This is a genomic window from Micromonospora sp. MP36, assembly GCF_008119785.1.
Classification (GTDB): domain Bacteria; phylum Actinomycetota; class Actinomycetes; order Mycobacteriales; family Micromonosporaceae; genus Micromonospora.
In genome coordinates this window covers 53404-76801 of record NZ_VSFA01000010.1, presented here as the reverse complement: position 1 = coordinate 76801, position 23398 = coordinate 53404, and the positions used below count along the sequence as shown (strand labels likewise).

The following is a 23398-nucleotide window of genomic DNA, read 5'->3' as shown; positions in this document are numbered from 1 at the left end:
GCGGGTTCGTAATGTCACGCGGTGTCGTCCGTGCCGCAACACCGGCGGACGGAAGACGGCTCCCAGGCTACGCCGTACGAATGCCGCAGGCATTCTCGCCTCCGGCCCGTGGTCCGTTTCACAGAAGATGCCAGAAGTTCGGCAAACCCTGCGTGTCGCGTTGACCCCTGCTAGTGGCTGTTTCGCCAGGCCATGCCCGGGATGAAACAGGCCCGGAGCGACGCACGGCCCCGATCGGTGACGGATGGTCACCGGCCGGGGCCGTGCGGTCACGGCTCAGGCGATGTCGCGCCGTCGGGTGATCAGGACGCCGGTGACACCGCTGACCAGGGCGTAGCCGACCAGCACCAAGCCGCCCACCCACCAGGCGGGCGTGAACTGGCTGGGTTCCCCGCTGATCATCACCTGGGAGGCGACGGCCGGCCAGACGACCTGCCACTTGATCACGGCCTCGTTGTCGAGCCAGTTGGAGAGCAGGAAGAAGAGCAGCTGCACGACCTGCGTGCCGACCAGGTAGAGCACCGCCGCGGTGATCACCGCGCCGAGCTGGTTGGGGATCAGCGTCCCGATGCCCACCCCGAGACCGGTCCAGATCGCGTACGCCAGCAGGTTGAGCAGCAGGGCGCGCTGCACGTCCCACTCGCCGAGCTGGGTGCCGTGGCCGTCCAGGGACAGGAAGGCCGCCCCGGCGAGCAGGTCGATCACCGTGGTGGCCAGCCAGAAGCCGAAGCCGAGCAGCGACGCGGCGCCGAGCTTGGCGAGGATCACCGAGGTGCGGCGTGGCGTGGTGAGGAAGGTGGTGGTCGCCGTCTGGTGGAAGAACTCGTTGGTGACCATCAGGATGCCGATGAGCATCACGAACAGCAGGCCGAGGTACTGCCCGGACGTGTAGAGGTTGGCCGCCTGGGCGGCCGCGGTCGCCTGTTCGCCGCTGACCCCGATCTCCTCGCCCCGGCCGCTCAGCGTGGTGTGCGCGAGCCAAGCGTTCACCGCGAAGGCCACCGCGGTGGCGAGGAACGCGCCGATCCCCAGCAGCCACCAGGTGCTGGTCGTACGGATCTTGAGCAGCTCGGATCGGACCAGGTTCATCGGATCTCCGCCTTTCCGGCCGTCAGTTCGAGGAAGACCCCCTCCAGGTCGGGGCGCTCGGTGGTCAGCTCGTGCAGCTCCACCTTGGCGGCCAGGGCCACCCGGCCCACGGTCGCCGCGTCCACCCCGGTGACCAGCAGCGCGCCCTGGCCGTCGGCGTCCACCGTGGCCGACTGCTCGCGCAGCGCCGCGGTCAGCTCCTCGGCCTGCGGGGTGCGTACCCGCACCCGCGCGCCGTGCGTCATCGAGCCGATCACCTGGTCCACCGGCCCCTGCCGGACCAGCTTGCCGGCCGCGATGATCACCACGTCGTCGGCGAGCAACTGCATCTCGGAGAGCAGGTGGCTGGAGACGAGTACGGTCCGCCCCTCGGCGGCCAGCCCCTTGAGGAAGCCGCGCATCCAGCGGATCCCCTCCGGGTCGAGGCCGTTGGCCGGCTCGTCGAGGATCAGCACCTGTGGGTTGCCGAGCATCGCGGCGGCGATGCCGAGCCGCTGCTTCATGCCCAGCGAGTAGCCCTTGAACTTGCGCTTCGCCGCCGGGGTGAGCCCGACCAGCGCGAGCGCCTCGTCGGCCCGGTGCCGGGGCAGGCCCGCCGCCGCGCAGATCACCCGCAGGTGGTTGATCCCGGTGCGGCCCTTGTGCGCGCTGGACGCCTCCAGCACCGCGCCCACCGAGCGCAGCGGGTCGGCCAGGTCGGCGTACCGGTGGCCGCCGATGGTGGCCTGGCCCGCGGTCGGGGTGACCAGGTTGAGCAGCATGCGCAGGGTGGTCGTCTTGCCTGCGCCGTTCGGGCCGAGGAAGCCGGTCACCCGCCCCGGCTCGACGGTGAACGACAGATTGTCGACCGCCCGGACGGTCTTGTATTCCTTCGTCAGTCCGGACACCACGATCTGGCCGGTCCCGGCGCTGGGGCTCCACTGCCCGTCGGACATCATTCTCCTCTCCTGCCCCGGCGCGCGGGCGCGCCGATGGGGACGCCGTTGCGGGGCGCCGTGGCACAGCCTGGCAACCCCGTGCAAGCCGGTCAATCAGGCGCGATGCGTACGCGCTCCTCCCTCGTGGGCAGGAGGCGATCATCCTGAGGGATGAGTCAGGCTGCCGGCGGCAGCGCGATCCAGGTGGCGCGCGCGTATCCGAGCAGGGCGCCGTCCGGGCCGTAGAGGCTGGAGTGGACCTCGGCCTTGCGCCCCTGGGCGCCGACCATCGCGCCGGTCACCACGCACTCGTCGCCGGGACGCGGCAGCGCCGCGACCACCGCCGCGATCCGACCGAGGACGTACGGGCGGCCGGGCGCGATCACCGCCCAGCCGCCGGGGCAGTCGAGCGCCGCCCAGACCGTCGCGGGCACCACCTCGGCCGGGGCGCGGAACGGTGCCGCGGTCCGGCCGTCCGGCAGCCGGCCCGGGAAGATCCGCAGCCCGTCCGGGTTCTCCGGGCCGCAGACGTAGCAGCCGGGGAAGGGGTGCTCCACCAGCCCCGGGTACGCCTGCGCGGCGGCCGCCGCGGTGGCTTGGTCCACCGGCGGGACCACGGCGGTGAACTCCTCGACCCGGCGTACCTGGGCGATGACCTGGCCGTCCGGGGCGCGGACCGTGCCGTCCACCGCGGTCAGCGGGGTCTCGAGCGGAGGCGGCTTGCGCAGGGTGACCTCCACCGGCCCCCGGTCATCGACCGCCGCCGCGAACAGCCCGGCGCTCCAGCCGCCGTTGCCCGAACCGGCCGGTCCGTGGAAGCGGGACTCGATGATCATGTAGCTCCTCCGCACCTGCTCGCGGCCCCGGCCCCCTCGCCGGCCCGCCCCCGGCAGCCTCGCACGCCGCCCCGCGCCAACTCCAGTGGGCCGATCATGAGGTTGGCGGTCGCGAACCGGGCGAACGTGCCGCCAACTCCCTGATCGCCGCGTCCCGGCGGCGGGCGGTGGGGTGGCGTTCACCGGATCGACACCCGTCGTCCCCGGGGGCGGCAACCCGGGACCCTTACACAGGTAGCCATGGCTGTTCTGCACGCCGCTGGCGCACCCCTCACGACCAGCGGATACACCCTGCTGATCGCCGACGACCCGACCCTGGTCGCGGCCGCGCAACGCCTCCGTCACGAGGTGTTCGCCACCGAACTCGGCGCGACCCTGCACCCGGGGGTCGCCGGGCTCGACACCGACGAGTTCGACGCCCACTGCGACCACCTGGTCGTGCTGCGGGAGGGCACCGACGAGGTGGTCGGCACGTACCGGCTGCTGCCGCCCGGCCGCGCCCAGCGCCCGTACGCCGACGGCGAGTTCGACCTGACCCCGCTCGCCCCGCTCCGCGACGACCTGGTGGAGGCCGGCCGCTCCTGCGTGCACCCGGACCACCGCTCCGGAGCGGTGATCAACCTGATGTGGGCCGGCATCGCCCGCTACCTGCACCTGCGCGGCTCGCGCTGGCTTGGCGGCTGCGCCTCGGTGCCGGTGACGGACGGCGGGACCGCGGCCGCCGAGGTGTGGGCGCAGGCCACCGCCCGGCACCTCGCCCCGCCGCCGCTGCGGGTCACGCCCCGCCGCCCGTGGTTCGCCGAAGCGCCGGCCGCCGCCCCGGCCACCCTGGCCGACGGCTCCGGGGCGCAGCGCGCCGAGCCAGAGTTGTCGCCGTCCGAGCGGCGGGCGCTTATCCCGCCGCTGCTCCGCGGCTACCTGCGGCTCGGCGCCTGGGTCTGCGGGGAGCCGGCGTACGACCCGGACTTCGGCTGCGCCGACTTCTACGTACTGCTCTCGGTGGACCGGATGAACCCCCGCTACCTGCGGCACTTCCTGGGCGGGGAGCCGGCGTGACCGCCGAGGAGTTGTGGCGGCCGACCTCGGGCTGTGGCTCGTGGTGCCTGCCCGCCGCCACGGGTACCACCGTGTCGCGCCCGCGCCGGCTGGCGCGGCTGCTCGGCGTGCTCGGGATGCTCCTGGCCGGGGTCGGGCTGGCCGCGCTGCTGCCGGTGCTGCCCGCCCGGCACCGGGGGGCCGCGCTGCGCGGCTGGGCGCGGGGGACGCTGCGCGCGCTCGGGGTGCGGCTGGTGGTGCGCGGCCGGACGCCGCGCCGGCCGGCCCTGCTGGTCGCCAACCACGTCTCCTGGCTGGACATCCTCGCGGTGCTCGCGGTCGCCCCGGCCCGGATGCTCGCCAAGCGGGAGGTCCGGGACTGGCCGGTGGTGGGACCGCTGGCCGCCGCCGCCGGCACCGTGTTCGTGGACCGGGCGCGGCCACGGGACCTGCCGGGCACGGTCGCCCGGGTGGCCGCCGCGCTGCGCGCCGGGCACCCGGTGGCGGTCTTCCCCGAGGGCACCACCTGGTGCGGCGAGGTCGCCGACTGCCGGCCGCGTGGCGGGTTCCGGCCGGCCATGTTCCAGGCCGCGGTGGACGCCGGCGCACCGGTCGTCCCGCTCCGGCTCAGCTACCGGTACGCCGGCGACCCGACCACCCTGGCCGCGTTCCTCGGCGAGGAGACCCTCTGGGACTCGGTCCGCCGGGTGCTCGCCGCCCGGGACCTGACCGTGTCGGTGGTGGTGGCCGCCGCGCTGCACCCGGCGGCGGACGCGGACCGGCGGATGCTCGCCCGCGCCGCCGAGTCGGTGGTGCACCTCACCCCGGCCCGCCCGGTGGCCCTCGGCCGGACCGCCCCGGTGGGCGGCCTCCTGCCGGCGCCGGTCGGGGTGCTGCCGTCCGGCCCCGGTCTCGCGGTGCCGGCCGGATCCGTGCCCGCGGTCCCGTCCGCCGCCGGGCGGGAGGCGAGGGAGGTGGTGCTCGACCGGGCCGCCTGACAGAGTCGCGACACTATCTTGTTCAGTCGCGATGTATCGCGTTATGCTCCTCCCGTCATTCGACGTGCCGTGGATCGGTACGTCACCGAGAGGGAGGACGCCATGGCCAGCTGGACGGTCGACAGCCCGCAGCGGCTCACCCTGGACGGGCCGGTCACCCGGCTCGACGTACGGCTGGTCACCGGCCGGCTCAACGTGGTCGCCACCGACGGCCCGGCCCGGATCGACGTCACCCGGGTCAGCCGGCGGCCGGTCATCGTGGAGCACCGCGACGGCCGCCTGTTCGTCGGGCACCAACGACACCCCCGCTGGCCCGGCTTCCTCTGGTGGCTCGGCCAGCTCGGTCGCCGGTTCCGGGCCGAGGTCTCCGTCGCCGTGCCGGCCGACGTGCTGGCCGACCTGCGGCTGGTGGACGGCTCGCTGGTCGCCTCCGGCCTGCGCCGGGACACCCAGGTCGACGTCACCTCCGGCCAGATCACCCTGATGGGGCTGCGCGGCCGGACCACCGCGAAGGTCACCTCCGGCCCGGTGGAGGCGCTCGGCGTCGCCGGCGACCTGTCCCTGGAGACGGTCTCCGGCGAGGTGATCCTCGCCGAGAGCGCGCCCGGCCGGGTGCACGCGCACACCGTCTCCGGCTCGATCACCTGCGACCTGGACAACCCCCGGGGCAGCGAGATCCGGCTCAGCGCCATCTCCGGCAGCATCACCGTCCGGGTCCGGGAGGACAGCGACCTCACCGTCGACCTGCACACCGTCTCCGGGCGGATCACCAGCGGTTTCCCCCAGGTGCGCGGCCGCGCCGGGCTGGGCGCGATGAAGGACAGTCACGGGGTCCTCGGCACGGGCGGCGGTAAGCTCTGGGCGTCCGCGACCTCCGGCAGCATCGCGCTGCTCGCCCGGCCCGTCGAGGACGCCGACGACCTGGAGGAGCTGCCGTGACCGCCGTGTTCAGTCACGGGCGGCTCCGGCTCTACCTGCTCAAGCTTCTCGACGACGGCCCGAAGCACGGCTACGAGCTGATCCGGTTGCTGGAGGACCGCTTCCTCGGCCTCTACGCGCCCAGCGCCGGCACCATCTACCCCCGGCTGCAACGCCTGGAGGTCGAAGGACTGGTCACCCACACCGCCGCCGGCGGCCGGAAGGTGTACGAGATCACCGAGGCGGGCCGCGCCGAGCTGCGGCAGCGCGCCGACGAGCTGGCCGCCCTGGAATCGGACATCACCGCCTCCGTCGAGGACCTCACCGCCCTGGCCGGCGAGATCCGGACCGAGGTGCGCGGCTCGGTGCGCGACCTCAAGCGGGAGCTGCGCGAGGCGGCCCGGCAGACCCGGCGGGCGCACTGGGAGCCGCCACCGACCCGGCCCGCCGCCAACGGGGCGCCGGCCGCGGCCGGCGAGTCGCCCCTGCTCGCCGAGTTCGACCAGCGGCTCGCCGCGTTCACCGTCGAGGTCGGCGCGCTGGTCCGCGCCGGGCGGCTCACCGACACCCAGCTGCGGACGGCGATCCGGCTGCTCGACGGCGCGTTGGACGGGCTGCGCCGGCTGCTCCGCTGAGCCCGTCGCCAGGGCGGGCCGGCTCACAGGTTGTTTCCAGCATCCACCCAGCGCCGCCGCAGGCAGGGCGCGGATGATGGGTGCCATGGTGGCTACCCAGACCGAGGCCCGACTGCTGGTCGTCGAGGATGATCCCAACATCCTCGAACTGCTCTCCGCTAGCCTGCGCTTCGCGGGCTTCGACGTCGCCACCGCGACGAGCGGCAGCGCGGCCCTGAACGCCGCCAAGGACCACCGGCCCGACCTGGTCGTGCTCGACGTGATGCTGCCCGACCTCGACGGCTTCGAGGTCATCCGGATGCTCCGCGAGGGTGGTACGCGTACGCCCGTGGTCTTCCTGACCGCGCGGGACGCCACCGACGACAAGATCCGGGGGCTGACCCTGGGCGGCGACGACTACGTCACCAAGCCGTTCAGCCTGGAGGAGCTGACCGCCCGGATCCGGGCGGTGCTGCGGCGTACCGCCACCGGCGAGCAAGCCCCCTCCCGGCTCACCTTCGCCGACCTGGAGCTGGACGAGGAGACCCACGAGGTGCACCGGGCCGGCCAGCGGGTGCAGCTGTCGCCGACCGAGTTCAAGCTGCTGCGCTACCTGATGCTCAACGCCAACCGGGTGCTCTCCAAGGCGCAGATCCTCGACCACGTCTGGAACTACGACTTCCGGGGCGACGACAACATCGTCGAGTCCTACATCTCCTACCTGCGGCGCAAGGTCGACAACACCGAACCCCGGCTCATCCACACCCTGCGCGGGGTCGGCTACGTGCTGCGTAAGCCGGCGGCGTGAACCTCGTCCACGACGCGAAGGGCCACCTTCGGACCGTCCCGCTGCGGGTCAAGCTGGTCGTCGCGGTTCTGGCCCTGGTCGCCGCCGCGCTTCTCGTGATCAGCTCGCTCACCGCCTACTTCCTTCGCAACTACCTGATCGGCCAGGTGGACGACCAGCTCCACGGCAACACCGCCGGCGTGGCCCGGGTACTTGACCAGAGTGGCGGGGGAACGATCGTCATCGGCATCCCTTCTGACTACGTGGCCGCTGAGGCCACCCCCAGACAGGTGGGGGAACCGATCCGCTACTCCGGACTGAGCATGGAGGAACTGCCGCGGTTCCCCGCCGACTACGCCGGCTATCAGGCACGGGTCGGCAAGCCGTTCACCGTACGCTCCGAGGACGGGCGGACTCGCTGGCGCATGCTCTACACCGATCTCGGCAACGGCCGGATCCTGGCCTTCGGGCAGCACATCACCGACGTCGACTCGGCCGTCAAGCAGCTGATCTGGATCGACCTGCTGGTGGGTGGGGCGGTGCTGATCATCCTGGCGTCGGTGGGCGCGGGCATCGTGCGTACCAGTCTCAAGCCGCTGGTGGAGATCGAGCGGACCGCGGCGGCCATCGCGGGCGGTGACCTGACCCGACGGGTGCCCGACCCGGAGGAGGGCCGAGCCGTGCCGACCTCGGAGCTGGGCCGGCTCTCCCGGGCGCTGAACGCGATGCTCGCCCAGATCGAGGCGGCCTTCACCGCCCGGGCCGCGTCCGAGGCGGCCGCCCGCAGCGCCGAGGTCAGCGCCCGGGACGCCGCCGCCGCGGCTCAGGCGTCGGAGGCGCGGGCCCGCCGCTCCGAGGAGCGGATGCGGCAGTTCATCGCGGACGCCTCGCACGAGCTGCGTACCCCGCTGACCACCATCCGGGGCTTCGCCGAGCTGTACCGGCAGGGCGCGGCCCGCCAGCCGGAGGAGACCGCCGGCCTGCTGCGCCGGATCGAGGACGAGGCGGCCCGGATGGGCCTGCTGGTGGAGGATCTGCTGCTGCTCGCCCGGATGGACCGGGAACGCCCGATCGCCCTGGCCCCGGTCGAGCTGCCGGTGCTGGCCTCCGACGCGGTGCAGGCGGCCCGGGCGGTCGAACCGGAACGCCGGATCGAGCTGGAGATCGAGCCCGGCGCCGGGCCGCTGGTGGTGCTCGGCGACGACGCCCGGCTGCGCCAGGTGATCGGCAACCTGATGACCAACGCGCTCACCCACACCCCACCGGAGGCCTCGGTGACGCTGCGGCTGCGTGTCGAGCCGGGCAACCTGGCCGTGGTGGAGGTGGCGGACACCGGTCCGGGTCTCACTCCCGAGCAGGCCGAGCGGGTGTTCGAGCGGTTCTACCGGGTGGACGCGGCACGGACCCGCCGGGCCGGCGGGCCGATCAGCACCGGGCTCGGGTTGGCCATCGTCGCCGCGCTGGTGGCGGCACACCACGGCATGGTCGAGGTGGCCGAGACGCCGGGCGGCGGGGCCACCTTCCGGGTGAAGTTGCCGCTGTTGCCGGAGTCACCCGAGTCCGGCGAGTGACTTTCAGGGAAGATTCAGGCGCATTCCAGGCTGGTGACAGTGCCAAGGGGGAAGGTGGATCCATGACCGACCACGAGACCGATCCGCAGCGGTCGCCGGCTCCCGCCGACGCCGAGCCGTCGCACCCCACCGCCGAGCTGCCCCACGCCGAGAGCGGGCACCCGGACTCCACCGTCACCCCGGCCGCCGCGCCGGTTCCGGCCGACTCCCCGGCCGCCGGAACCCCGGCCGCCGCCGAAGCCGGTCGCACCGACACGCCGGCCGCGGACACCGTTCGCTTCGAGCCGGTCGCCGACGCTGGTCGCACCGACACGCCGGCCGCCGACACCGTTCGCTTCGAGGCGCCGGTCGCCGACGCCGGTCGCTCCGAGGCGCCCGCCGGCGACGCCGGTCGCTTCGCGGCGCCGGCCGCCCCCGCCAGCCCGTACGCGCCGTCGTACCCCGGCTCCGGGCAGCCGCAGCAGCCCAGCCCGTGGGCCGGTGGGCAGCAGCAGGGCGGCTGGGCCGCCGGGGTGCACCAGACCGGCCCGGCCTACGCGCCGCACGGCGGGCCGGTTCCGCCGTACCAGCAGCACCAGCCGTACCCGGGCGCGCAGCCGCACCAGGCCGGCCAGCCGGTCCCGCCGTGGGGCGCGCCGCAGCCGGCGCCGCGGCCGAGCCGGGCGGGGAAGTTCATCGGCGCGGGGGCGCTGGCCCTGGCACTGATGCTTGGCTCCGGAGTGGCCGGCGGCGCGCTCGCGCTCGCCGTCTCCGATGGTTCCGGCACCACCATCAACCGCACCTACTCCGCGGCGCCCGTGATCAACAGCGCCGACCTGCCGAAGATCGCCGCCGCCGTTCAGGACAGCGTGGTCTCGATCATGACGGACAGCGGTGAGGGCTCCGGGGTGATCCTCAGCGCCGACGGGTACGTGCTGACCAACAACCACGTGGTCGCCTCCGCCAGCGGCGACACGGTGAAGGTGGTCTTCGCCGACGGCAAGACGGCCCAGGCGAAAATCGTCGGCACCGACCCGAAGACCGACCTCGCGGTGGTCAAGGCCAGCGGGGTGAGTGACCTGAAGGCGGCCAAGTTCGGCGACAGCGACGCCATGCAGGTCGGCGACCAGGTGCTCGCCCTGGGCAGCCCGCTCGGCCTCCAGGGTTCGGTGACCGCCGGCATCCTGAGCGCTCGCGACCGCACCATCCAGGCCGGCGAGAGCGGGCAGCAGATGGACCCGCGGCAGGCCGCCAGCTCGATCTCCGGCCTGCTGCAGACCGACGCCCCGATCAACCCGGGCAACTCCGGCGGCGCCCTGGTCAACACCCGGGGCGAGGTGATCGGCATCAACACCGCCATCGCCACCGCCGGTCAGGGCAGCAACGGCAACATCGGCGTCGGCTTCGCCATCCCCAGCAACAAGGCCAAGGACGTCGCCGAGAAGCTCCAGCGCGGCGAGAAGGTCAGCCACCCGTCGCTCGGCGTCAGCGTGAACGCCGCCGAGGACGGTGGCGCCATGGTCGCCTCGGTCACCGCGGGCAGCGCCGCCGAGAAGGCCGGGATCCAGCGGGGTGACGTGATCACCAAGTTCGGCGACAAGGTGATCAACGACTCGAACGACCTGGTCGGCGCCGTCCAGGCGGGCAAGGTCGGCGACCGGGTCCAGGTGGAGTTCAAGCGCAACGGTTCCGCGCAGCAGACAACCGTGACGCTCGCCGAGTCCTGACAAACACAGACCTGCCTCCTCCACGGGCGGCGGGTGACGGAGTCAAGGGGGTTGGCTCCGTCACCCGCCGCCCATTTTCGTGCGCTCACCCGGCCCGGGTGAGCCCGGCTCACCCCGTCCGGCGGCACCCTCGACGCACGGGAAACGCATGGGAGGGGACGCCATGACGACCACGACCGCCGTCCGTACCGACCAGGAAATCCAGCGGGACGTGCTCGCCGAGTTGGACTGGGATGCGCAGACCCAGCCGACCGAGATCGGCGTGACCGTCGCCGACGGGGTGGTGACGCTCACCGGCCAGGTGGACAGCTACGCCCGGCGCTGGGCGGCGGAGCGCTGCGCGCACCGGGTACGCGGGGTCCGCGCGGTCGCCAGCGACCTCGAGGTACGGCTGCCCGCCGCGGAGGAGCGTACCGACGCGGACATCGCCATCGCGGCGAGCCGGGCGCTGGAGTGGGACAGCTACGTCCCCGCCGACCGGCTGGACGTGACGGTCGCCAACGGCTGGGTCATGCTCCGGGGCGAGGTGGAGTACGGCTTCCAGCGGCGTACCGCCGAGCGGGAGCTGCGCCGGCTGCGCGGCGTACGCGGGGTCACCAACCTGATCGAGGTCCGTCCGCCGGCCCCGACCAGCGACGAGCAGAACCGGCGTGACCTGCAACGGGTGCTGCTGCGCCGGACCGGCACGGAACGGATCCGCGTGGGGGTCACCGGGGACACCGTGGTGCTCGACGGGGTGGTCCGCTCCTGGTGGCAGCGCGAGGAGGCGGAACGTGCCGCTTGGACCATGCCCGGGGTGCGCGAGGTGCACGACCGGATCGTGGTGGCCGCCTGATCCGTTTGCCACCGATCGGGGCGGGAAACCGCCACCGATCACGGATGCCGACCGGAGAGGACTCGTGGCCGTGAATCACCAGCCGGACCGGGCACCGCCGTTGCGGATCGCGATGGTGGTACCGCCGTGGCTGTCGCTGCCGCCACCCGGTTACGGCGGCGTGGAGCAGGTGGTGACCGGGCTGGTCAACGGCCTGGTCGACCAGGGGCACCGGGTCACCGTCTTCGGCGCCGGCCGGGACCACGGCACCGCCGCCGAGTTCGTCTCCACCTGCGACGACCTCCAGTACGACCGGCTGGGCGAGTCACTGCCCGAACTGGCCCACCTCGCCCAGGTCAACCGCCTGGTGGACCCGACCGACTTCGACGTCGTCCACGACCACACCACCATCGGCCCGCTGGTCGCCGGCCGGCGGTCGGTGCCCACCGTGGCCACCGTGCACGGCAACCCGGTCGGGGAGTTCGGCACCATGCTCGGCATCGTCGACCAGGGTGTGGGCCTGGTGGCGATCTCGCACGCCCAGCGCCGGGCGAACCCGGGGCTGCCCTGGGTGGGCACGGTGCACAACGCGATGCCGCTGCGGGACTTCCCGCGCAAGCGCGCCCCGGGCGAGGGGCCGGTGCTCTGGCTGGCCCGGTTCAGCCCGGACAAGGGGCCCGACGTGGCGATCCGTGCCTGCCGGGCGGCCGGGCTGCCGCTCACCCTGGCCGGCAAGTGCAACGAGCCGGCGGAACGCCGCTACTTCGAGCAGGTGGTCGAGCCGCTGCTGGGCGACGACGTCACCCTGGTGCTGAACGCCGACCGCGAGGCCACCCTGCGGCTGCTGCTCGACGCCCGCTGCCTGATCATGCCGATCCAGTGGGAGGAGCCGTTCGGCATGGCCATGCTGGAGGCGATGGCGACCGGTACGCCGGTGGTGGCGCTGCGCCGGGGTGCGGTGCCGGAGCTGGTCCGCCCCGGGCTGACCGGGCTGCTCTGCGAACAGCCGGACGAACTGCCGGCGGCGTTGCGCGAGTCGATCCGGCTGGACCCGGCGGACTGCGTGGCGCACGTCGCCGAGAACTTCTCGGCGGAACGGATGGCGCGCGGCTACGTGTCGGTGTACCACAGCTTCATCGCCGACCTGGGAGTGCGGGCCGGCCGGCCGGAGACGGCGCGGGTCGCCGCCCGATGACCGGCGAGCCGCCCACGCACGGCCGCGCCCGGGAACGGTCGCTCGTGGTCAGCTGCGGGCGGCGATCGTCCAGCACCTAGCGCACGGTCCCGGTCGCGCCTGGTGACCGGGCGGATCCGCCGCGGCGGCTCCGGCGGGCCGGCTTTCCGCCTCGTGCCAGGATGAACGCCATGGCAGGCGGTCCGGTGGCGTTCGTGCTCGGCGGCGGGGGAGTGCTCGGCGCGGTCGAGGTGGGCATGCTTCGCGCCCTGTTCCGCGCCCGGATCCGGCCCGACATGGTGCTCGGCACCTCGATCGGCGCGGTCAACGGCGCCCTGGTCGCCGCCGACCCGAGCGAGGCGGTCACCGACCGGCTGGTCCGGCTCTGGGCTTCGCCCGAGGCGAGCGAGGTGTACGGGGACTCGGTGGCCCGGCAGCTGCGCCGCTTCGCCGCCCGTACGCACCTGCACTCACCCCGGCCGCTGCGCCGGCTGCTGGAGACCGAGCTGGGCGAGGAGACCACCTTCGCCGACCTGAAGGTGCCGTTCCGCTGCTGCGCGGCGAACATCGAACGGGCCGCCGAGCACTGGTTCCACAGTGGGCCGGTGGTGCCGGCGGTGCTCGCCTCCGCCTCGGTGCCCGGGCTGCTGCCGCCGAAGGAGATCGACGGTCAGCACTACATCGACGGCGGGGTGGTGAACTCCATCCCGGTCGGGGAGGCGGTCGCGCTCGGCGCGAAGCAGATCTTCGTACTCCAGGTGGGCCGGATCGAACGTGAGCTCAGCCCGCCCCGCCGGCCCTGGGAGATCGCGCAGGTGGCCTTCGAGATCGCCCGCCGGCACCGGTTCGCCCGCGAGATGGCGGCCCTGCCCGAGGGGGTGGAGGTGCACGTGCTGCCCACCGGCGGGCTGGAGCCGCGCGAGGACAGCCCGTGGGCCTACCGGGACATGGCGGCGGTGGGGCGGCGGATCAGCCGCGCGTACACCGCTTCCCGCCGCTACCTGGACACCCAACTGGAGCGCTGATGCCACTGCCACCGCGGTGGGTACGCCGGTTGCTGCTGGCCCCCGGCGTGGTGCTGCTCGCGGTCGCGGTGCTGGCCACGCTGCCGGCCTGGGCGTTGCTGGCGCTGGCCGCCTCGCCGCTGGTGCCGGGGCGGCTGCGACCGTTGCGGCTGCTCTGGATCGCCACCGTCTACCTGGTCTGGGACGCCGCCGCGCTGCTCGCCCTGTTCGCGCTCTGGGTGGCCGCCGGCTTCGGCGCGCGCAAGCGGTCGCCGGCCTTCCAGCGGGCGCACTACCTGCTCGCCGGCCACTTCCTGCGGGTGCTGTTCTGGCAGGCCCGCTGGGCGCTGCGGCTGCGGATCGACGTGGTGGGCGCCGACCCGGACACCGCCCTGCCCGGCCGCCCCGAGCTGGTGCTCTGCCGGCACGCCGGACCCGGCGACTCGTTCATCCTGATCCACGCGCTGGTGAACTGGTTCCACCGGGAGCCCCGGATCGTGCTCAAGGCGACCCTCCAGTGGGACCCGGCGATCGACGTGCTGCTCAACCGGCTGCCCAACCGGTTCATCGCGCCCGGGTCGGACGGCCGGGAGACGATGCTCGGGCAGATCGCCCACCTCGCCACCGACCTGGACGACGACGACGCGTTCGTGATCTTTCCGGAGGGCGGCAACTTCACCCCGCGGCGGCGGCTGCGGGCCATCGCCCGGCTGCGGGCGCTCGGGCTGGACCGGATGGCGTCGCGCGCCGAACGGATGCAGCACGTGCTCGCCCCACAGCCCGGCGGGCTGCTAGCCGCCCTGGACGCCGCCCCGGACGCCGGGGTCGTGTTCGTCGCGCACACCGGGCTGGACCGGATGCTCACCGTGACCGACGTGTGGCGGGAGCTGCCGATGGACAAGCGGATCGTGATGCGGTTCTGGTCGGTGCCGCCGGAGGACATCCCGACCGGGCGGCAGGACCGCATCGACTGGCTCTTCGACTGGTGGGCGCGGATCGACCGGTGGATCGCGGCCAACCGGGACGGTCCGGCGGGGGCACCGGACCCGCGGTGACGCGGACTTCCAGGAATCCCACGTATGGTGCGCTCGTGGAGCAGATCTGCGTGGTGACGACGGTGGTGGACGCGCGGGCGGTCGCGGACGTCATGGCGGCCGCGGCCGTCGCCGGACGCCTGGCGGCGTGCGCCCAGGTGAGCGGACCGGTGGACAGCACCTACTGGTGGCAGTCCGCCATCCAGACCACCGCCGAGTGGTCGGTGCAGTTCAAGACCGCCCCGGACCGGGTGGACGCGCTGATCGACCAACTCCGCGCCAACCACCCGTACGAGGTGCCGGAGATCCTGGTGACCCGGATGGAGAGCGGCAACCCGGACTACACGGCCTGGGTGCGGCAACACACCCGCCCCTAGGTACGCCTACTCTGTCCGCCCGGCCCGCCGGTCACGATGCTGGCCGGGTGGAGAACACCGGCTACCCCTGCCCCGGCTGCGGCGCCTCGGCCGATCTCGCCTCCGGCTGCCCCGGCTGCGGTCGTCCGCCGTATCCGCCGGCCGTCGAGGTGATGCGGCTGGACCGGGAGATCGCCGCCCTCACGCCGCAGGTGGAGCGCGCCCGGGTGGCGTACCAGGAGTTGGCGGCCCGGCTCGGCACGGCCCGGCAGCACCGGGCGGAGCTGGCCGCGCGGATCCGGCGGGAGGTCCCGCCGCCGCGCCCGGTCGGGCCGGTGCCGTCACCGGTGCTCGCGCCGCCGGCCGTCCCGGCACGGCCCGGCGCGGCGGAGACCTCCACCCGGACCGTGCAGAGCCTCCTGTTCGTCCTCGGTGGACTGCTGCTCGGCACCGCAGCGGTGGTCTTCACGGCGGTCGCCTGGGCCGCGTTCGGGGTCGCCGGGCGGGCGGTGATCCTCCTGGGTTTCACCGCGCTCGCCCTCGCCGGGCCGCTGGTGGCCCGGTGGCGCGGGCTGCGCGGCACCGCCGAGACGTTTGCCGCGGTGGGGCTGCTGCTGGTGCTCCTCGACGGGTACGCCGCCTGGTCGGTGGACCTGTTCGGGGTCACGGGCTGGCCCGGAAGCCGCTACGCCGCGCTGGTCGGGGGGATCGGCGCGGCGGTGGCGGTCGGATACGCGCGACTCAGCCGGCTCACCGTGCCGTGGTTCGCGGCGCTGCTGACCGCGCAGCCCGTGCTGCCGCTGGCCGTGGTGGCCGCCGACCCGTCCGCCGCCGGCTGGGCAATGGTGTTCGCCGGGGTGGCGTTGGGCGATCTCGTGGTGGTGATCGCCCTGCGGAACCGGGTCACGCCGGCCGCGCTGCCGTCGAGGGTGGACGGCGCGGCGTCGGCGAGTGACCCGGGGCGGGGCGGGGTGGCCGGCGGGGGGCCGGTCCACCCCGACCCGAACGGGGAGGCGGCGGCCGGCGGGGGGCCGGCCGCCGCGCCCGGACCCGTTCCGGCCGCCGCGCCGGCCGGTCCTCCGGTGTACCCGCGCTTCATGCCGGTGCCCGGCGGGTCGGCGGCGGTGCGCGCCGGGTGGGCGCTGGGCTGGACCGGGCACGCGGTCGCGCTCGCCGTCGCGGCCGGCTGCGCGCTGGTCCCGCTCGTGCTGGGGCGGGCTGCCGGCACGCCGCTGCTGGCCGGTGGTCCGCTGCTGGTGGTGGCGCTCGCCCTGCTGACCGGCGCGCTGGCGGCCGGTGGCCGGGCGTACCGGGCGGTCGCCGCGGGGCTGCTGGCGCCGGTGCTGGCCATCGCGCTGATCCGACCGGTCGCCGCGCTGCACCCGGGGCTGTTGCTGGTGTCGGCCGGCCTGGTGGCGGCCGGGCTGGCCGGTGCCGTGCGGGCGGTGCCGGGGCGGCTGCGTATCGGGCCGCGGGTGGGCGCGCTGGTGGTGGCGGCCGGGTCGGGGCAGGTCGCCACGATCCTCACCGCGCTCGTCGGCGGGTCCACCGCGCTCGCCGCGTTCCCGGCCTGGCAGGGCGCGGAGCCGGTCCTGGCCCCGTCGTGGGGCTGGCAGCTGCCGGTGGCCGTGCTGCTCATCGCCGGGGCGGTGGCGTTGCTGGTGCCCCGGTCCGCGTGGCCGGTGGTCGCGGCGGCCGGCGGCGCGCTGGCCGTGCTCGCCGCGCCGGCCGCCGTGGCCACCCCCTGGCCGCTGGTGGTGGCGCTCGACCTGGTGGCGGCCATCGCGCTGCTGCTCGGCGCCGTGTTCCGGCCACGCCGTCGGTATCTGACGGTGCTGGTCCCCGCCCTGGCCGCGGCGGTCCTGTTCGGCCACGCCCTGCTGGTCGGCTGCGCCGACCCGGCCGGGGCGGGAGCGGGCTTCGCCGTCCTGGCGATCGCCGGGGTGGTGGTCGCGGCGCGAGGCCGCCGGGGCGAGGGGGCCCAGCCGGCCGTCGCCGGGGTGGCGCTCGGCGTGGCGCTGCTCGCCGTACCGGCGGGGGTGGCGGTCGCGCTGGTCGGCTTCGACGCGGCGCCCTGGTGGCGGCTGCGGGGCGCGTCCGCCGCCGTCGTGCTGCTGGTGGTCGCCGTCCGTGCGGCCCGTCGACACTGGCCGGACCTGCACGGGTACGCCTCGGCCGGCTTCGCCGTCGCGCTCGCCTCGGTCGGGGTCGCGCCGCTGGTCGTACCGGGCGCCGAGCGGGTGTCGCTCTACGCCGCGGCGGGGGTGCTGCTGGCGCTGGCCGCCGGCGGGGGTGCCCGGCCGGCGGGCGCCCTCCGGGTGGTCGGCACCGGACTGGCCGGCCTGGCCGTGGTCGCGGCCGCCCCGGCGGCCCTGCGGGTGCTCCTGGAGCTGCCGGTCCGGCCCTGGTCCGGGGTGCCCGCCGGCGGGCCGGTGCCCGGCGCGGTCCCGGCCGGCCTGACGCTGCTGCTGCTCGGCACGGCCGCCGCGGCGTACGCCCGGATGGCGACGGCCCCTGGTCGCGGCGTGGTGTCAGACCGGCCGTCATTCGGTCCGGAGCGTCGCCTGGCGGCGCGGGGGCCGAATTTTGGCCGCCAGCCGAACTGGACGTTGCCGGCGCTGGCCGCGCTCCCGTTCGGCGCGGTCGCCCTGCCGGTGCTGCTGGCGGCGGCCGGCGCTCCCTGGCCGGCGGTTCCCGCGCTGGCGTTCGGTTCGGGGCTGGCCGCTCTGCTGGTGGCCGCGCTCGCCGCGCCGCGCCCGGCGCTGCTGCCGGTCACCGGGCCGCTCGGGCTGGCGCTCACCGTGCCCGGGCTGGGCGGGCTGGCCGCCACCCGGGCCGGGACGCTCGCCGGGCTGGGCGCGCTGGTTGTCGCGGCCGCCGTCGTCGGAGTGGCCGGCCGGCGGGAAGGCGCCCGGCTCGCCGGCTGGCTGTCGGCCGTGGCGGCGGCCACCGGGTTCGCGCTGACCGCGTCGCTGGCCGGCGGGCTGCCGCTGCGGACCGCCGCCTTCGCGGTCCTGGCCGTGGCGGCGGCGGCCCTGCACGCCGGACCGCTGCTCCGCCAGGTTCCGGCGCGGCCGGCGGGTCCAGCGCCGCAGGCCGGCCCGGCCGACGGTGCGCCGGCGGTCCCCGGGGGCGTGCCGGTGGGGGTGCCTGCCACGCTGGCGGGTCCGCCCGGGGCACGAGACCGCGCGGCCGGCGCGGTGGAGGCGGCCGCGCACGCGGTGGCCCTGCTGGCGCTGCTGCTCACCGGCGGCGCACTGCGGCACGCGGCGGCGGTCTGCGCGCTGTGGGGCGCGGTGGTGGCGGTACGGGTGCTCCGCCGGGGCGAGCCGACCGGCCGGCGGTGGGCTCTCGCCGGTGTGGCGGGCGGCACCGAACTGCTCGGTGGCTGGCTGCTGCTCGCGGCCGGCGGGGTGGCGGTGCTGGAGGCGTACAGCGTGCCGGCGGCGGCGCTCGCCCTCGGCGCCGGACTGGTGGCCCTGCGGACCCGGCCGGGCCTGAACAGCTGGCTGGCGCTCGGCCCGGGGCTCGCGGCGGCGCTGCTGCCCAGCCTGGTGTCGGTGCTGGCCGGGCCGGACCCGCAGCCGTGGCGCCGGCTGGCGCTCGGGGTCGTCGCGCTCGGCGCGGTGTTGGGCGGGGCGGTCCGGCGCTGGCAGGCACCCGTCGTGCTCGGCGCGGCCGCCCTGGTCCCGCTGGCGCTGCACGAGCTGGCCAGGGGCTGGGACCTGCTGCCCCGGTGGATCTACCTGGGCCTGGGCGGCCTGGCGCTGATCGCCCTCGCCGCCACCTACGAGCGCCGCCGGCGCGACCTGGCCCGGCTGCGGGCCGCGGTGGGCCGGATGGGGTAGGGCTAGCACCACCCGCGGCTGGGGGGCTGGCTGGATTACCCAGCGCAGTCGATCAAGGCATGCTTGGTTACGGAGAGTCGCGCCGCCCGGTGTGACGTACCGACCGAGGGGACGGAAACCGGCATGACCTCATCGACGTTGACGGCGCCACCGAACCGGCGGGGCAGCGACTACGCGCGGCTGTCCCGGCGGGTCGCCGAGGCGGGCCTGTTCGACCGGCGGCCGGCCTGGTACGCCGTCCGGATCGGGCTCACCCTGGGCGCCTTCGTGGCCGGTTGGGTGCTGGTGGCCGCGGTGGGTGACTCCTGGGTGCAGCTGCTGCTGGCGGTCGGGATGGCGGTGGCCACCACCCAGGTGGCGTTCCTCGGGCACGACGCCGGCCACCGGCAGATGTTCCGCCGGCGCGGCGCGAGCGAGTTCGCCGGCCTGATCGCCGGCAACCTCGCGGTCGGGCTGAGCTACGGCTGGTGGGTGGACAAGCACAACCGCCACCACGCCAACCCGAACCACGAGGACGAGGACCCGGACGTCGGGGCGGGCGCGCTGGTCTGGACGTACGAGCAGGCGGCGGCGACCCGCGGGCTGGGCCGGTGGCTCGCCCGGCGGCAGGCGTGGCTGTTCTTCCCGCTGCTCCTGCTCGAAGGGCTGGCGCTGCACGTGGCGAGCGTGCAGGCGCTGGTCGGCCGGGAGCCGGACGGCCGGTGGCGCACCCCGGTACGGCACCGCGCGGTCGAGGGCCTGCTGCTCGTCGCGCACGCCGCCGGTTACCTCGGTCTGCTGTTCGCGGTCATGTCGCCGGGGAAGGCGCTGCTCTTCGTCGCCATCCACCAGGGGCTCTGGGGGCTCTACATGGGCTGCGCGTTCGCCCCGAACCACAAGGGCATGCCGATGCCCGGCGCCGACGACGACCTCGACTTCCTGCGTAAGCAGGTGCTCACCTCGCGCAACGTGCGGGGCGGCCGGTTCGTGGACGTGGCGCTGGGGGCGCTCAACTACCAGATCGAGCACCACCTCTTCCCGAACATGCCCCGGGTCAACCTGCGGCGGGCCCAGCCGATCGTCCAGGCGTACTGCGCCGAGCAGGGCATCCCGTACACGGAGACCGGGCTGATCGAGTCGTACCGGCAGGCCCTGGCACACCTGCACGAGGTCGGCCGCCCGCTGCGGACCGCCTGAGCGGCCCCGGGCGGGGCGCCTGCCGCCCCGCCCGCCCGGCGGCCGGCCGCCGCCACCGACCGACGAAGGCCGATTGCCGGCTGCCGCTACCAACCGACGAAGGTCGATTGCCGGCGTGCGTGGACCGGCCTCGATCGGCGCTGCCGGTAGGGTCGGGTCATGACAGACGGGCGCACCGCGGCGGCGGTGCGGAACGAGCCGGGCGGGCAGGCCCCGACCCGGCGGATCGACGGCATCGTCCGGAGCGCGGCATGAGATTCGAGATCAGCAAGGTGCTCGACGCCATCGAGGGGCGGGTCTGCACCGACCCCGCACTGGCCCGGGCCGTGGTGGACCTGGCCGAGGTGATCCGCTGGCAGAACCTGGACGGCGGGCGGCCGGCCAGCCTGCTGCGGCTCGGCATGGTGATCGACGCCCTGTCCCGGCAGTTGGGGGAGGACAGCGTCCCGGTCTACGCCATCGTGCACCGGGCCCTGCTCTCCGACGCGGACCTGACCTCCAACGAGCGGATGGTGGTCCGGCGCTGGGCGGACGACGGGCTGGTGGAGGTGCTGGACCACCCCGGCGATCGGATGCTGGAGGTGGCCGACCTGCTCGGGCTGCCCGTGCTCAGCCGGGTCCGGTTCAACGGGCTGGGCGGCCGGTTTCCCTGGCTCGGGCAGGCCGGGCGGGTGCTCGCCCCGGTGCCCGGCGCCGGTGGGCCGGTGTTCATCGCACATGTCGGCGGCGGGCAGGACCCGGCCTCGGGCAGCCGCTCACCGGTCGGCGCGAAGCTGCTGGCCCGGCAGTGGCGCTGCCCCGAGCCCGGGTGCGCGCTCTTCGGTGACGGTGGGGGCGGTGGCGCCTTCGCCGACCTGGCCCGGGTGGACCGCGCCCCGGCCGGCCAGCCGCCGCCCACGCTGCGCAACGGGGTGCCGACCTGCCCCCGGCACGGGGTCCGGCTCGGCGACGCCGGGCCGCGGCCGCGTACGGAGGTGCTGGCCGTCCGCATCGGCGGGCTGGTGCGGCGGCGGTTCGTGCTCACCGAGACCCAGCCGGTGCTGGTCGGGCGGGCGCCGGACTCCGCCGGTGGGATCGTGCTCGGCCAGTGGCTCAACGACGAGGCGCGGCGCTGGATCAGCCGCAGCCACGTCCGGTTCGAGCTGCGGGCTGGTCGAGGCGAGGTCATCGTCACGGACACCAGCACCAACGGCTCGGGCGTCCGGCCGGGCGGCTCGATGGCCGAGCCGGACCGGATCGCGCTGGCCCCGCAGCAGTCCCGGGTGCTGGGCGAGGGCGACATCATCGAGCTCTACCCGGGCGTGCAGGTCGGCCGGGCCGACGAGTTGCCCAGCGACGCGAAGTTCACCCCCACCTCGGTCATGGCCGAGGCTCCCACCATGGCCATGCGGCTGCCGCGCCCCTGAGGCCGACGACGAAGGGCGCCGGGACCGTCGCGGTCCCGGCGCCCTTTCGCGTACGGCGGTCAGCCGGCCAGCACGGCGGCGAGCTGGGCCACCGCGTGGTCGATCTCCTCTTCGGTGATCACCAGCGGCGGGGCGAGCCGGATGGTGGAGCCGTGGGTGTCCTTGGCCAGGACGCCCCGCTCCATCAGCCGCTCGCAGGCCTGCCGGCCGGTCATCAGCGCCGGGTCGATGTCCAGGCCGGCCCAGAGGCCCCGGCCCCGGACGGCGACCAGGCCCTTGCCGATCAGGCCGCGCAGGCCGGCGTGCAGCCGCTCGCCCAGCTCGGCCGAGCGGCGCTGGAACTCGCCGGTGGCCAGCAGCCGGACCACCTCGGTGGCGACGGCGCAGGCCAGCGGGTTGCCGCCGAACGTCGAGCCGTGCTGGCCCGGCTTGAGCACGCCGAGCACGTCGGCGTTCGCGGCCACCGCGGAGACCGGCACGATGCCGCCGCCGAGCGCCTTGCCCAGCAGGTACATGTCCGGCACGATGCCCTCGTGGTCGCAGGCGAACGTCGCGCCGGTACGCCCCAGACCCGACTGGATCTCGTCGGCGATGAAGAGGACGTTCCGCTCGGTGCAGACCCGACGGACGCCCGGCAGGTAGCCCTCCGGCGGCACCACGACACCCTGCTCGCCCTGGATCGGCTCGAACAGCACGGCGACCGTGTTCTCGTCGATCGCGGCGGTCAGCGCGTCCAGGTCGCCGTAGGGGACGACCGTGAAGCCCGGGGTGTACGGCCCGAAGTCGGCGCGCGCGTCCTCGTCCGTGGAGAAGCTGACGATGGTGGTGGTCCGGCCGTGGAAGTTGCCCTCGGCGACCACGATGTTCGCCTGGCCCGGGGTCACCCCCTTGACCTGGTAGCCCCACTTGCGGGCGACCTTGATGCCGGTCTCCACCGCCTCGGCGCCGGTGTTCATCGGCAGGACCAGGTCCTTGCCGCACAGCTCGGCCAGTTCCCGGCAGAAGTCGGCGAACTGGTCGTGGATGAACGCCCGGCTGGTCAGCGTGAGCCGGTCGAGCTGCGCGTGCGCGGCCTCGATCAGCTTCGGGTGCCGGTGGCCGAAGTTCAGCGCCGAGTAGCCGGCCAGGCAGTCCAGGTAGCGGCGGCCGTCCACGTCGGTCAGCCAGGAGCCCTCGGCCGACGAGATCACCACGGGCAGCGGGTGGTAGTTGTGCGCCGTGTGGCGCTCCGCGTCCCGTACGGCGGACGGCGTCCGCAGCATGTCGTCGATGATCACTTGTCTGCCTTTCCCTGACGGAGTCGCAACGTGCAGCACTTCGGTCCACCGCCGGCCTTACGCAGCTCGGACAGGTCGATCCCGATGGTCTGGTAGCCCCGGTCGCGCAGCTTGGCGGCGAGGTCGGTGGCCTGGGCGGGCAGCACCACGTGCCGGCCGTCGCTGACCGCGTTCAGCCCCAGCACCTCGGCGTCGGCCATGGTGGCGTGGATCGCGTCCGGGAAGAGCCGGCGCAGCACCGCCCGACTGCCCGGCGAGAACGCCTCCGGCAGGTACGCCACGGTCCGCTCGTCGAGCACGGTGAGCGCGGTGTCCAGGTGGTAGAAGCGCGGGTCCACCAGCTGCATCGTGATCACCGGGTAGCCGAAGACCTCCTGCAACTGGGCGTGCGAGGCGTGCGCGGTGCGGAACCCGGTGCCGGCGAGCAGGTGGTCGCCGACCAGCAGGATGTCGCCCTCGCCCTCGTTGACGTGCTTCGGGTCGTACATCTCGAAGCCGGCGGCCTCGAACCAGGCCCGGTAGGCGGGGGCCTCGTCGGCGCGCTGCGGGTCGCGGAACTGCACCGCCATGGCCTTACCGTCGATCACCGTGCCGCCGTTGGCGGCGAAGACCATGTCCGGCAGCCCGGCCACCGGGTCGATCAGCTCGACCTCGTGGCCCAGGTCGACGTACGTCTGGCGGAGCTGCTCCCACTGCCGGATCGCCAGGTCGGCGTCGACCGGCGCGGTGGGGTCCATCCACGGGTTGATCGCGTAGTCGACCGCGAAGTACGTCGGCCGGCACATCAGAAAGCGCTGGCGGGTGGCGTCCATCGTCATGTCGTGCTCCCAGGGGTCGG

The 23398-nt window shown here is 74.8% G+C and carries 20 protein-coding genes; 15 read left to right on the top strand and 5 right to left on the bottom strand.

Annotated features, from left to right (window positions below; translation table 11 throughout):
- Nucleotides 1–276: 276 nt before the first annotated feature.
- The 3 genes from FXF52_RS11755 to FXF52_RS11745 form a co-directional block, all read right to left on the bottom strand.
- The gene (locus FXF52_RS11755; protein WP_148796360.1) at nucleotides 277–1089 is read right to left on the bottom strand and encodes an ABC transporter permease; all 813 of its coding nucleotides are present in this window, start codon (nucleotides 1087–1089) and stop codon (nucleotides 277–279) included.
- On the bottom strand, nucleotides 1086–2024 hold the full coding sequence (locus FXF52_RS11750; RefSeq protein WP_148796481.1) for an ABC transporter ATP-binding protein: 939 nt from the start codon (nucleotides 2022–2024) through the stop codon (nucleotides 1086–1088). The genes FXF52_RS11755 and FXF52_RS11750 overlap by 4 nt, the downstream gene beginning before the upstream one ends.
- Nucleotides 2025–2182: 158 nt before the next feature.
- Nucleotides 2183–2842: a hypothetical protein gene (locus tag FXF52_RS11745; RefSeq protein ID WP_148796359.1), complete on the bottom strand. Its 660-nt coding sequence runs from the start codon at nucleotides 2840–2842 to the stop codon at nucleotides 2183–2185.
- Between the two features lie 240 nt (nucleotides 2843–3082).
- Here FXF52_RS11745 and FXF52_RS11740 point away from each other — a divergent pair, with 240 nt between their 5' ends.
- The 15 genes from FXF52_RS11740 (at nucleotide 3083) to FXF52_RS11670 (ending at nucleotide 21283) form a co-directional block, all read left to right on the top strand.
- Complete coding sequence (locus FXF52_RS11740) at nucleotides 3083–3898, top strand: GNAT family N-acetyltransferase (protein WP_148796358.1); 816 nt, start codon at nucleotides 3083–3085, stop codon at nucleotides 3896–3898.
- Entirely contained in the window at nucleotides 3895–4875 is a 981-nt protein-coding gene (locus tag FXF52_RS11735; RefSeq protein WP_187413449.1) for a 1-acyl-sn-glycerol-3-phosphate acyltransferase, read from the top strand. The genes FXF52_RS11740 and FXF52_RS11735 overlap by 4 nt, the downstream gene beginning before the upstream one ends.
- A gap of 102 nt (nucleotides 4876–4977) precedes the next feature.
- Nucleotides 4978–5814, top strand: coding sequence for a DUF4097 family beta strand repeat-containing protein (locus FXF52_RS11730; RefSeq protein ID WP_148796357.1), 837 nt, complete (start codon nucleotides 4978–4980; stop codon nucleotides 5812–5814).
- Complete coding sequence (locus tag FXF52_RS11725; protein ID WP_148796356.1) at nucleotides 5811–6428, top strand: PadR family transcriptional regulator; 618 nt, start codon at nucleotides 5811–5813, stop codon at nucleotides 6426–6428. The genes FXF52_RS11730 and FXF52_RS11725 overlap by 4 nt, the downstream gene beginning before the upstream one ends.
- A gap of 85 nt (nucleotides 6429–6513) precedes the next feature.
- The gene (locus FXF52_RS11720) at nucleotides 6514–7215 is read left to right on the top strand and encodes a response regulator transcription factor (RefSeq protein WP_073834697.1); all 702 of its coding nucleotides are present in this window, start codon (nucleotides 6514–6516) and stop codon (nucleotides 7213–7215) included.
- Nucleotides 7212–8765, top strand: a complete 1554-nt coding sequence (locus tag FXF52_RS11715) for a cell wall metabolism sensor histidine kinase WalK (RefSeq protein ID WP_148796355.1) — start codon at nucleotides 7212–7214, stop codon at nucleotides 8763–8765. Before FXF52_RS11720 ends, FXF52_RS11715 begins: the two co-directional genes overlap by 4 nt.
- 62 nt (nucleotides 8766–8827) lie before the next feature.
- Nucleotides 8828–10471, top strand: a complete 1644-nt coding sequence (locus tag FXF52_RS11710) for a trypsin-like peptidase domain-containing protein (RefSeq protein WP_148796354.1) — start codon at nucleotides 8828–8830, stop codon at nucleotides 10469–10471.
- A gap of 163 nt (nucleotides 10472–10634) precedes the next feature.
- Nucleotides 10635–11306, top strand: coding sequence for a BON domain-containing protein (locus tag FXF52_RS11705; RefSeq protein WP_148796353.1), 672 nt, complete (start codon nucleotides 10635–10637; stop codon nucleotides 11304–11306).
- A gap of 112 nt (nucleotides 11307–11418) precedes the next feature.
- Nucleotides 11419–12480: a glycosyltransferase family 4 protein gene (locus FXF52_RS11700; RefSeq protein ID WP_148796477.1), complete on the top strand. Its 1062-nt coding sequence runs from the start codon at nucleotides 11419–11421 to the stop codon at nucleotides 12478–12480.
- A 170-nt stretch (nucleotides 12481–12650) separates the two neighbouring features.
- Complete coding sequence (locus tag FXF52_RS11695; protein WP_148796352.1) at nucleotides 12651–13484, top strand: patatin-like phospholipase family protein; 834 nt, start codon at nucleotides 12651–12653, stop codon at nucleotides 13482–13484.
- The gene (locus tag FXF52_RS11690) at nucleotides 13484–14518 is read left to right on the top strand and encodes a 1-acyl-sn-glycerol-3-phosphate acyltransferase (RefSeq protein ID WP_148796350.1); all 1035 of its coding nucleotides are present in this window, start codon (nucleotides 13484–13486) and stop codon (nucleotides 14516–14518) included. The genes FXF52_RS11695 and FXF52_RS11690 overlap by 1 nt, the downstream gene beginning before the upstream one ends.
- Nucleotides 14519–14553: 35 nt before the next feature.
- Nucleotides 14554–14874 carry a divalent-cation tolerance protein CutA gene (gene cutA / locus FXF52_RS11685; protein WP_148796348.1) on the top strand — a complete coding sequence of 107 codons (321 nt, stop codon included), beginning with the start codon at nucleotides 14554–14556 and terminating at the stop codon, nucleotides 14872–14874.
- A 47-nt stretch (nucleotides 14875–14921) separates the two neighbouring features.
- Nucleotides 14922–18701, top strand: a complete 3780-nt coding sequence (locus FXF52_RS43850; RefSeq protein WP_148796346.1) for an SCO7613 C-terminal domain-containing membrane protein — start codon at nucleotides 14922–14924, stop codon at nucleotides 18699–18701.
- A 123-nt stretch (nucleotides 18702–18824) separates the two neighbouring features.
- On the top strand, nucleotides 18825–19877 hold the full coding sequence (locus FXF52_RS11675) for an acyl-CoA desaturase (RefSeq protein WP_148796344.1): 1053 nt from the start codon (nucleotides 18825–18827) through the stop codon (nucleotides 19875–19877).
- A gap of 251 nt (nucleotides 19878–20128) precedes the next feature.
- Nucleotides 20129–21283, top strand: coding sequence for an FHA domain-containing protein (locus FXF52_RS11670; protein ID WP_148796342.1), 1155 nt, complete (start codon nucleotides 20129–20131; stop codon nucleotides 21281–21283).
- A gap of 59 nt (nucleotides 21284–21342) precedes the next feature.
- Here FXF52_RS11670 and rocD read toward each other — a convergent pair whose 3' ends face one another.
- Nucleotides 21343–22557 carry an ornithine--oxo-acid transaminase gene (gene rocD, locus FXF52_RS11665; RefSeq protein WP_187413459.1) on the bottom strand — a complete coding sequence of 405 codons (1215 nt, stop codon included), beginning with the start codon at nucleotides 22555–22557 and terminating at the stop codon, nucleotides 21343–21345.
- Nucleotides 22557–23372 (bottom strand): dimethylargininase, encoded by an 816-nt coding sequence (gene ddaH / locus FXF52_RS11660; protein WP_187413458.1) that lies wholly within the window; start codon nucleotides 23370–23372, stop codon nucleotides 22557–22559. Before ddaH ends, rocD begins: the two co-directional genes overlap by 1 nt.
- Nucleotides 23373–23398: the final 26 nt, after the last annotated feature.

What these genes read in the sequence shown, in the direction of transcription:
- FXF52_RS11710 (WP_148796354.1), top strand. Translation starts at nt 8,828, where the DNA reads ATGACCGACCACGAGACCGATCCGCAGCGGTCGCCGGCTCCCGCCGAC.
- FXF52_RS11745 (WP_148796359.1), bottom strand. Translation starts at nt 2,842, where the DNA reads ATGATCATCGAGTCCCGCTTCCACGGACCGGCCGGTTCGGGCAACGGC.
- FXF52_RS11750 (WP_148796481.1), bottom strand. Translation starts at nt 2,024, where the DNA reads ATGTCCGACGGGCAGTGGAGCCCCAGCGCCGGGACCGGCCAGATCGTG.
- FXF52_RS11670 (WP_148796342.1), top strand. Translation starts at nt 20,129, where the DNA reads ATGAGATTCGAGATCAGCAAGGTGCTCGACGCCATCGAGGGGCGGGTC.
- FXF52_RS11695 (WP_148796352.1), top strand. Translation starts at nt 12,651, where the DNA reads ATGGCAGGCGGTCCGGTGGCGTTCGTGCTCGGCGGCGGGGGAGTGCTC.
- FXF52_RS11740 (WP_148796358.1), top strand. Translation starts at nt 3,083, where the DNA reads ATGGCTGTTCTGCACGCCGCTGGCGCACCCCTCACGACCAGCGGATAC.
- FXF52_RS11730 (WP_148796357.1), top strand. Translation starts at nt 4,978, where the DNA reads ATGGCCAGCTGGACGGTCGACAGCCCGCAGCGGCTCACCCTGGACGGG.
- FXF52_RS11755 (WP_148796360.1), bottom strand. Translation starts at nt 1,089, where the DNA reads ATGAACCTGGTCCGATCCGAGCTGCTCAAGATCCGTACGACCAGCACC.
- FXF52_RS11720 (WP_073834697.1), top strand. Translation starts at nt 6,514, where the DNA reads ATGGTGGCTACCCAGACCGAGGCCCGACTGCTGGTCGTCGAGGATGAT.
- FXF52_RS11705 (WP_148796353.1), top strand. Translation starts at nt 10,635, where the DNA reads ATGACGACCACGACCGCCGTCCGTACCGACCAGGAAATCCAGCGGGAC.
- FXF52_RS11690 (WP_148796350.1), top strand. Translation starts at nt 13,484, where the DNA reads ATGCCACTGCCACCGCGGTGGGTACGCCGGTTGCTGCTGGCCCCCGGC.
- FXF52_RS11700 (WP_148796477.1), top strand. Translation starts at nt 11,419, where the DNA reads ATGGTGGTACCGCCGTGGCTGTCGCTGCCGCCACCCGGTTACGGCGGC.
- FXF52_RS11675 (WP_148796344.1), top strand. Translation starts at nt 18,825, where the DNA reads ATGACCTCATCGACGTTGACGGCGCCACCGAACCGGCGGGGCAGCGAC.
- ddaH (WP_187413458.1), bottom strand. Translation starts at nt 23,372, where the DNA reads ATGGACGCCACCCGCCAGCGCTTTCTGATGTGCCGGCCGACGTACTTC.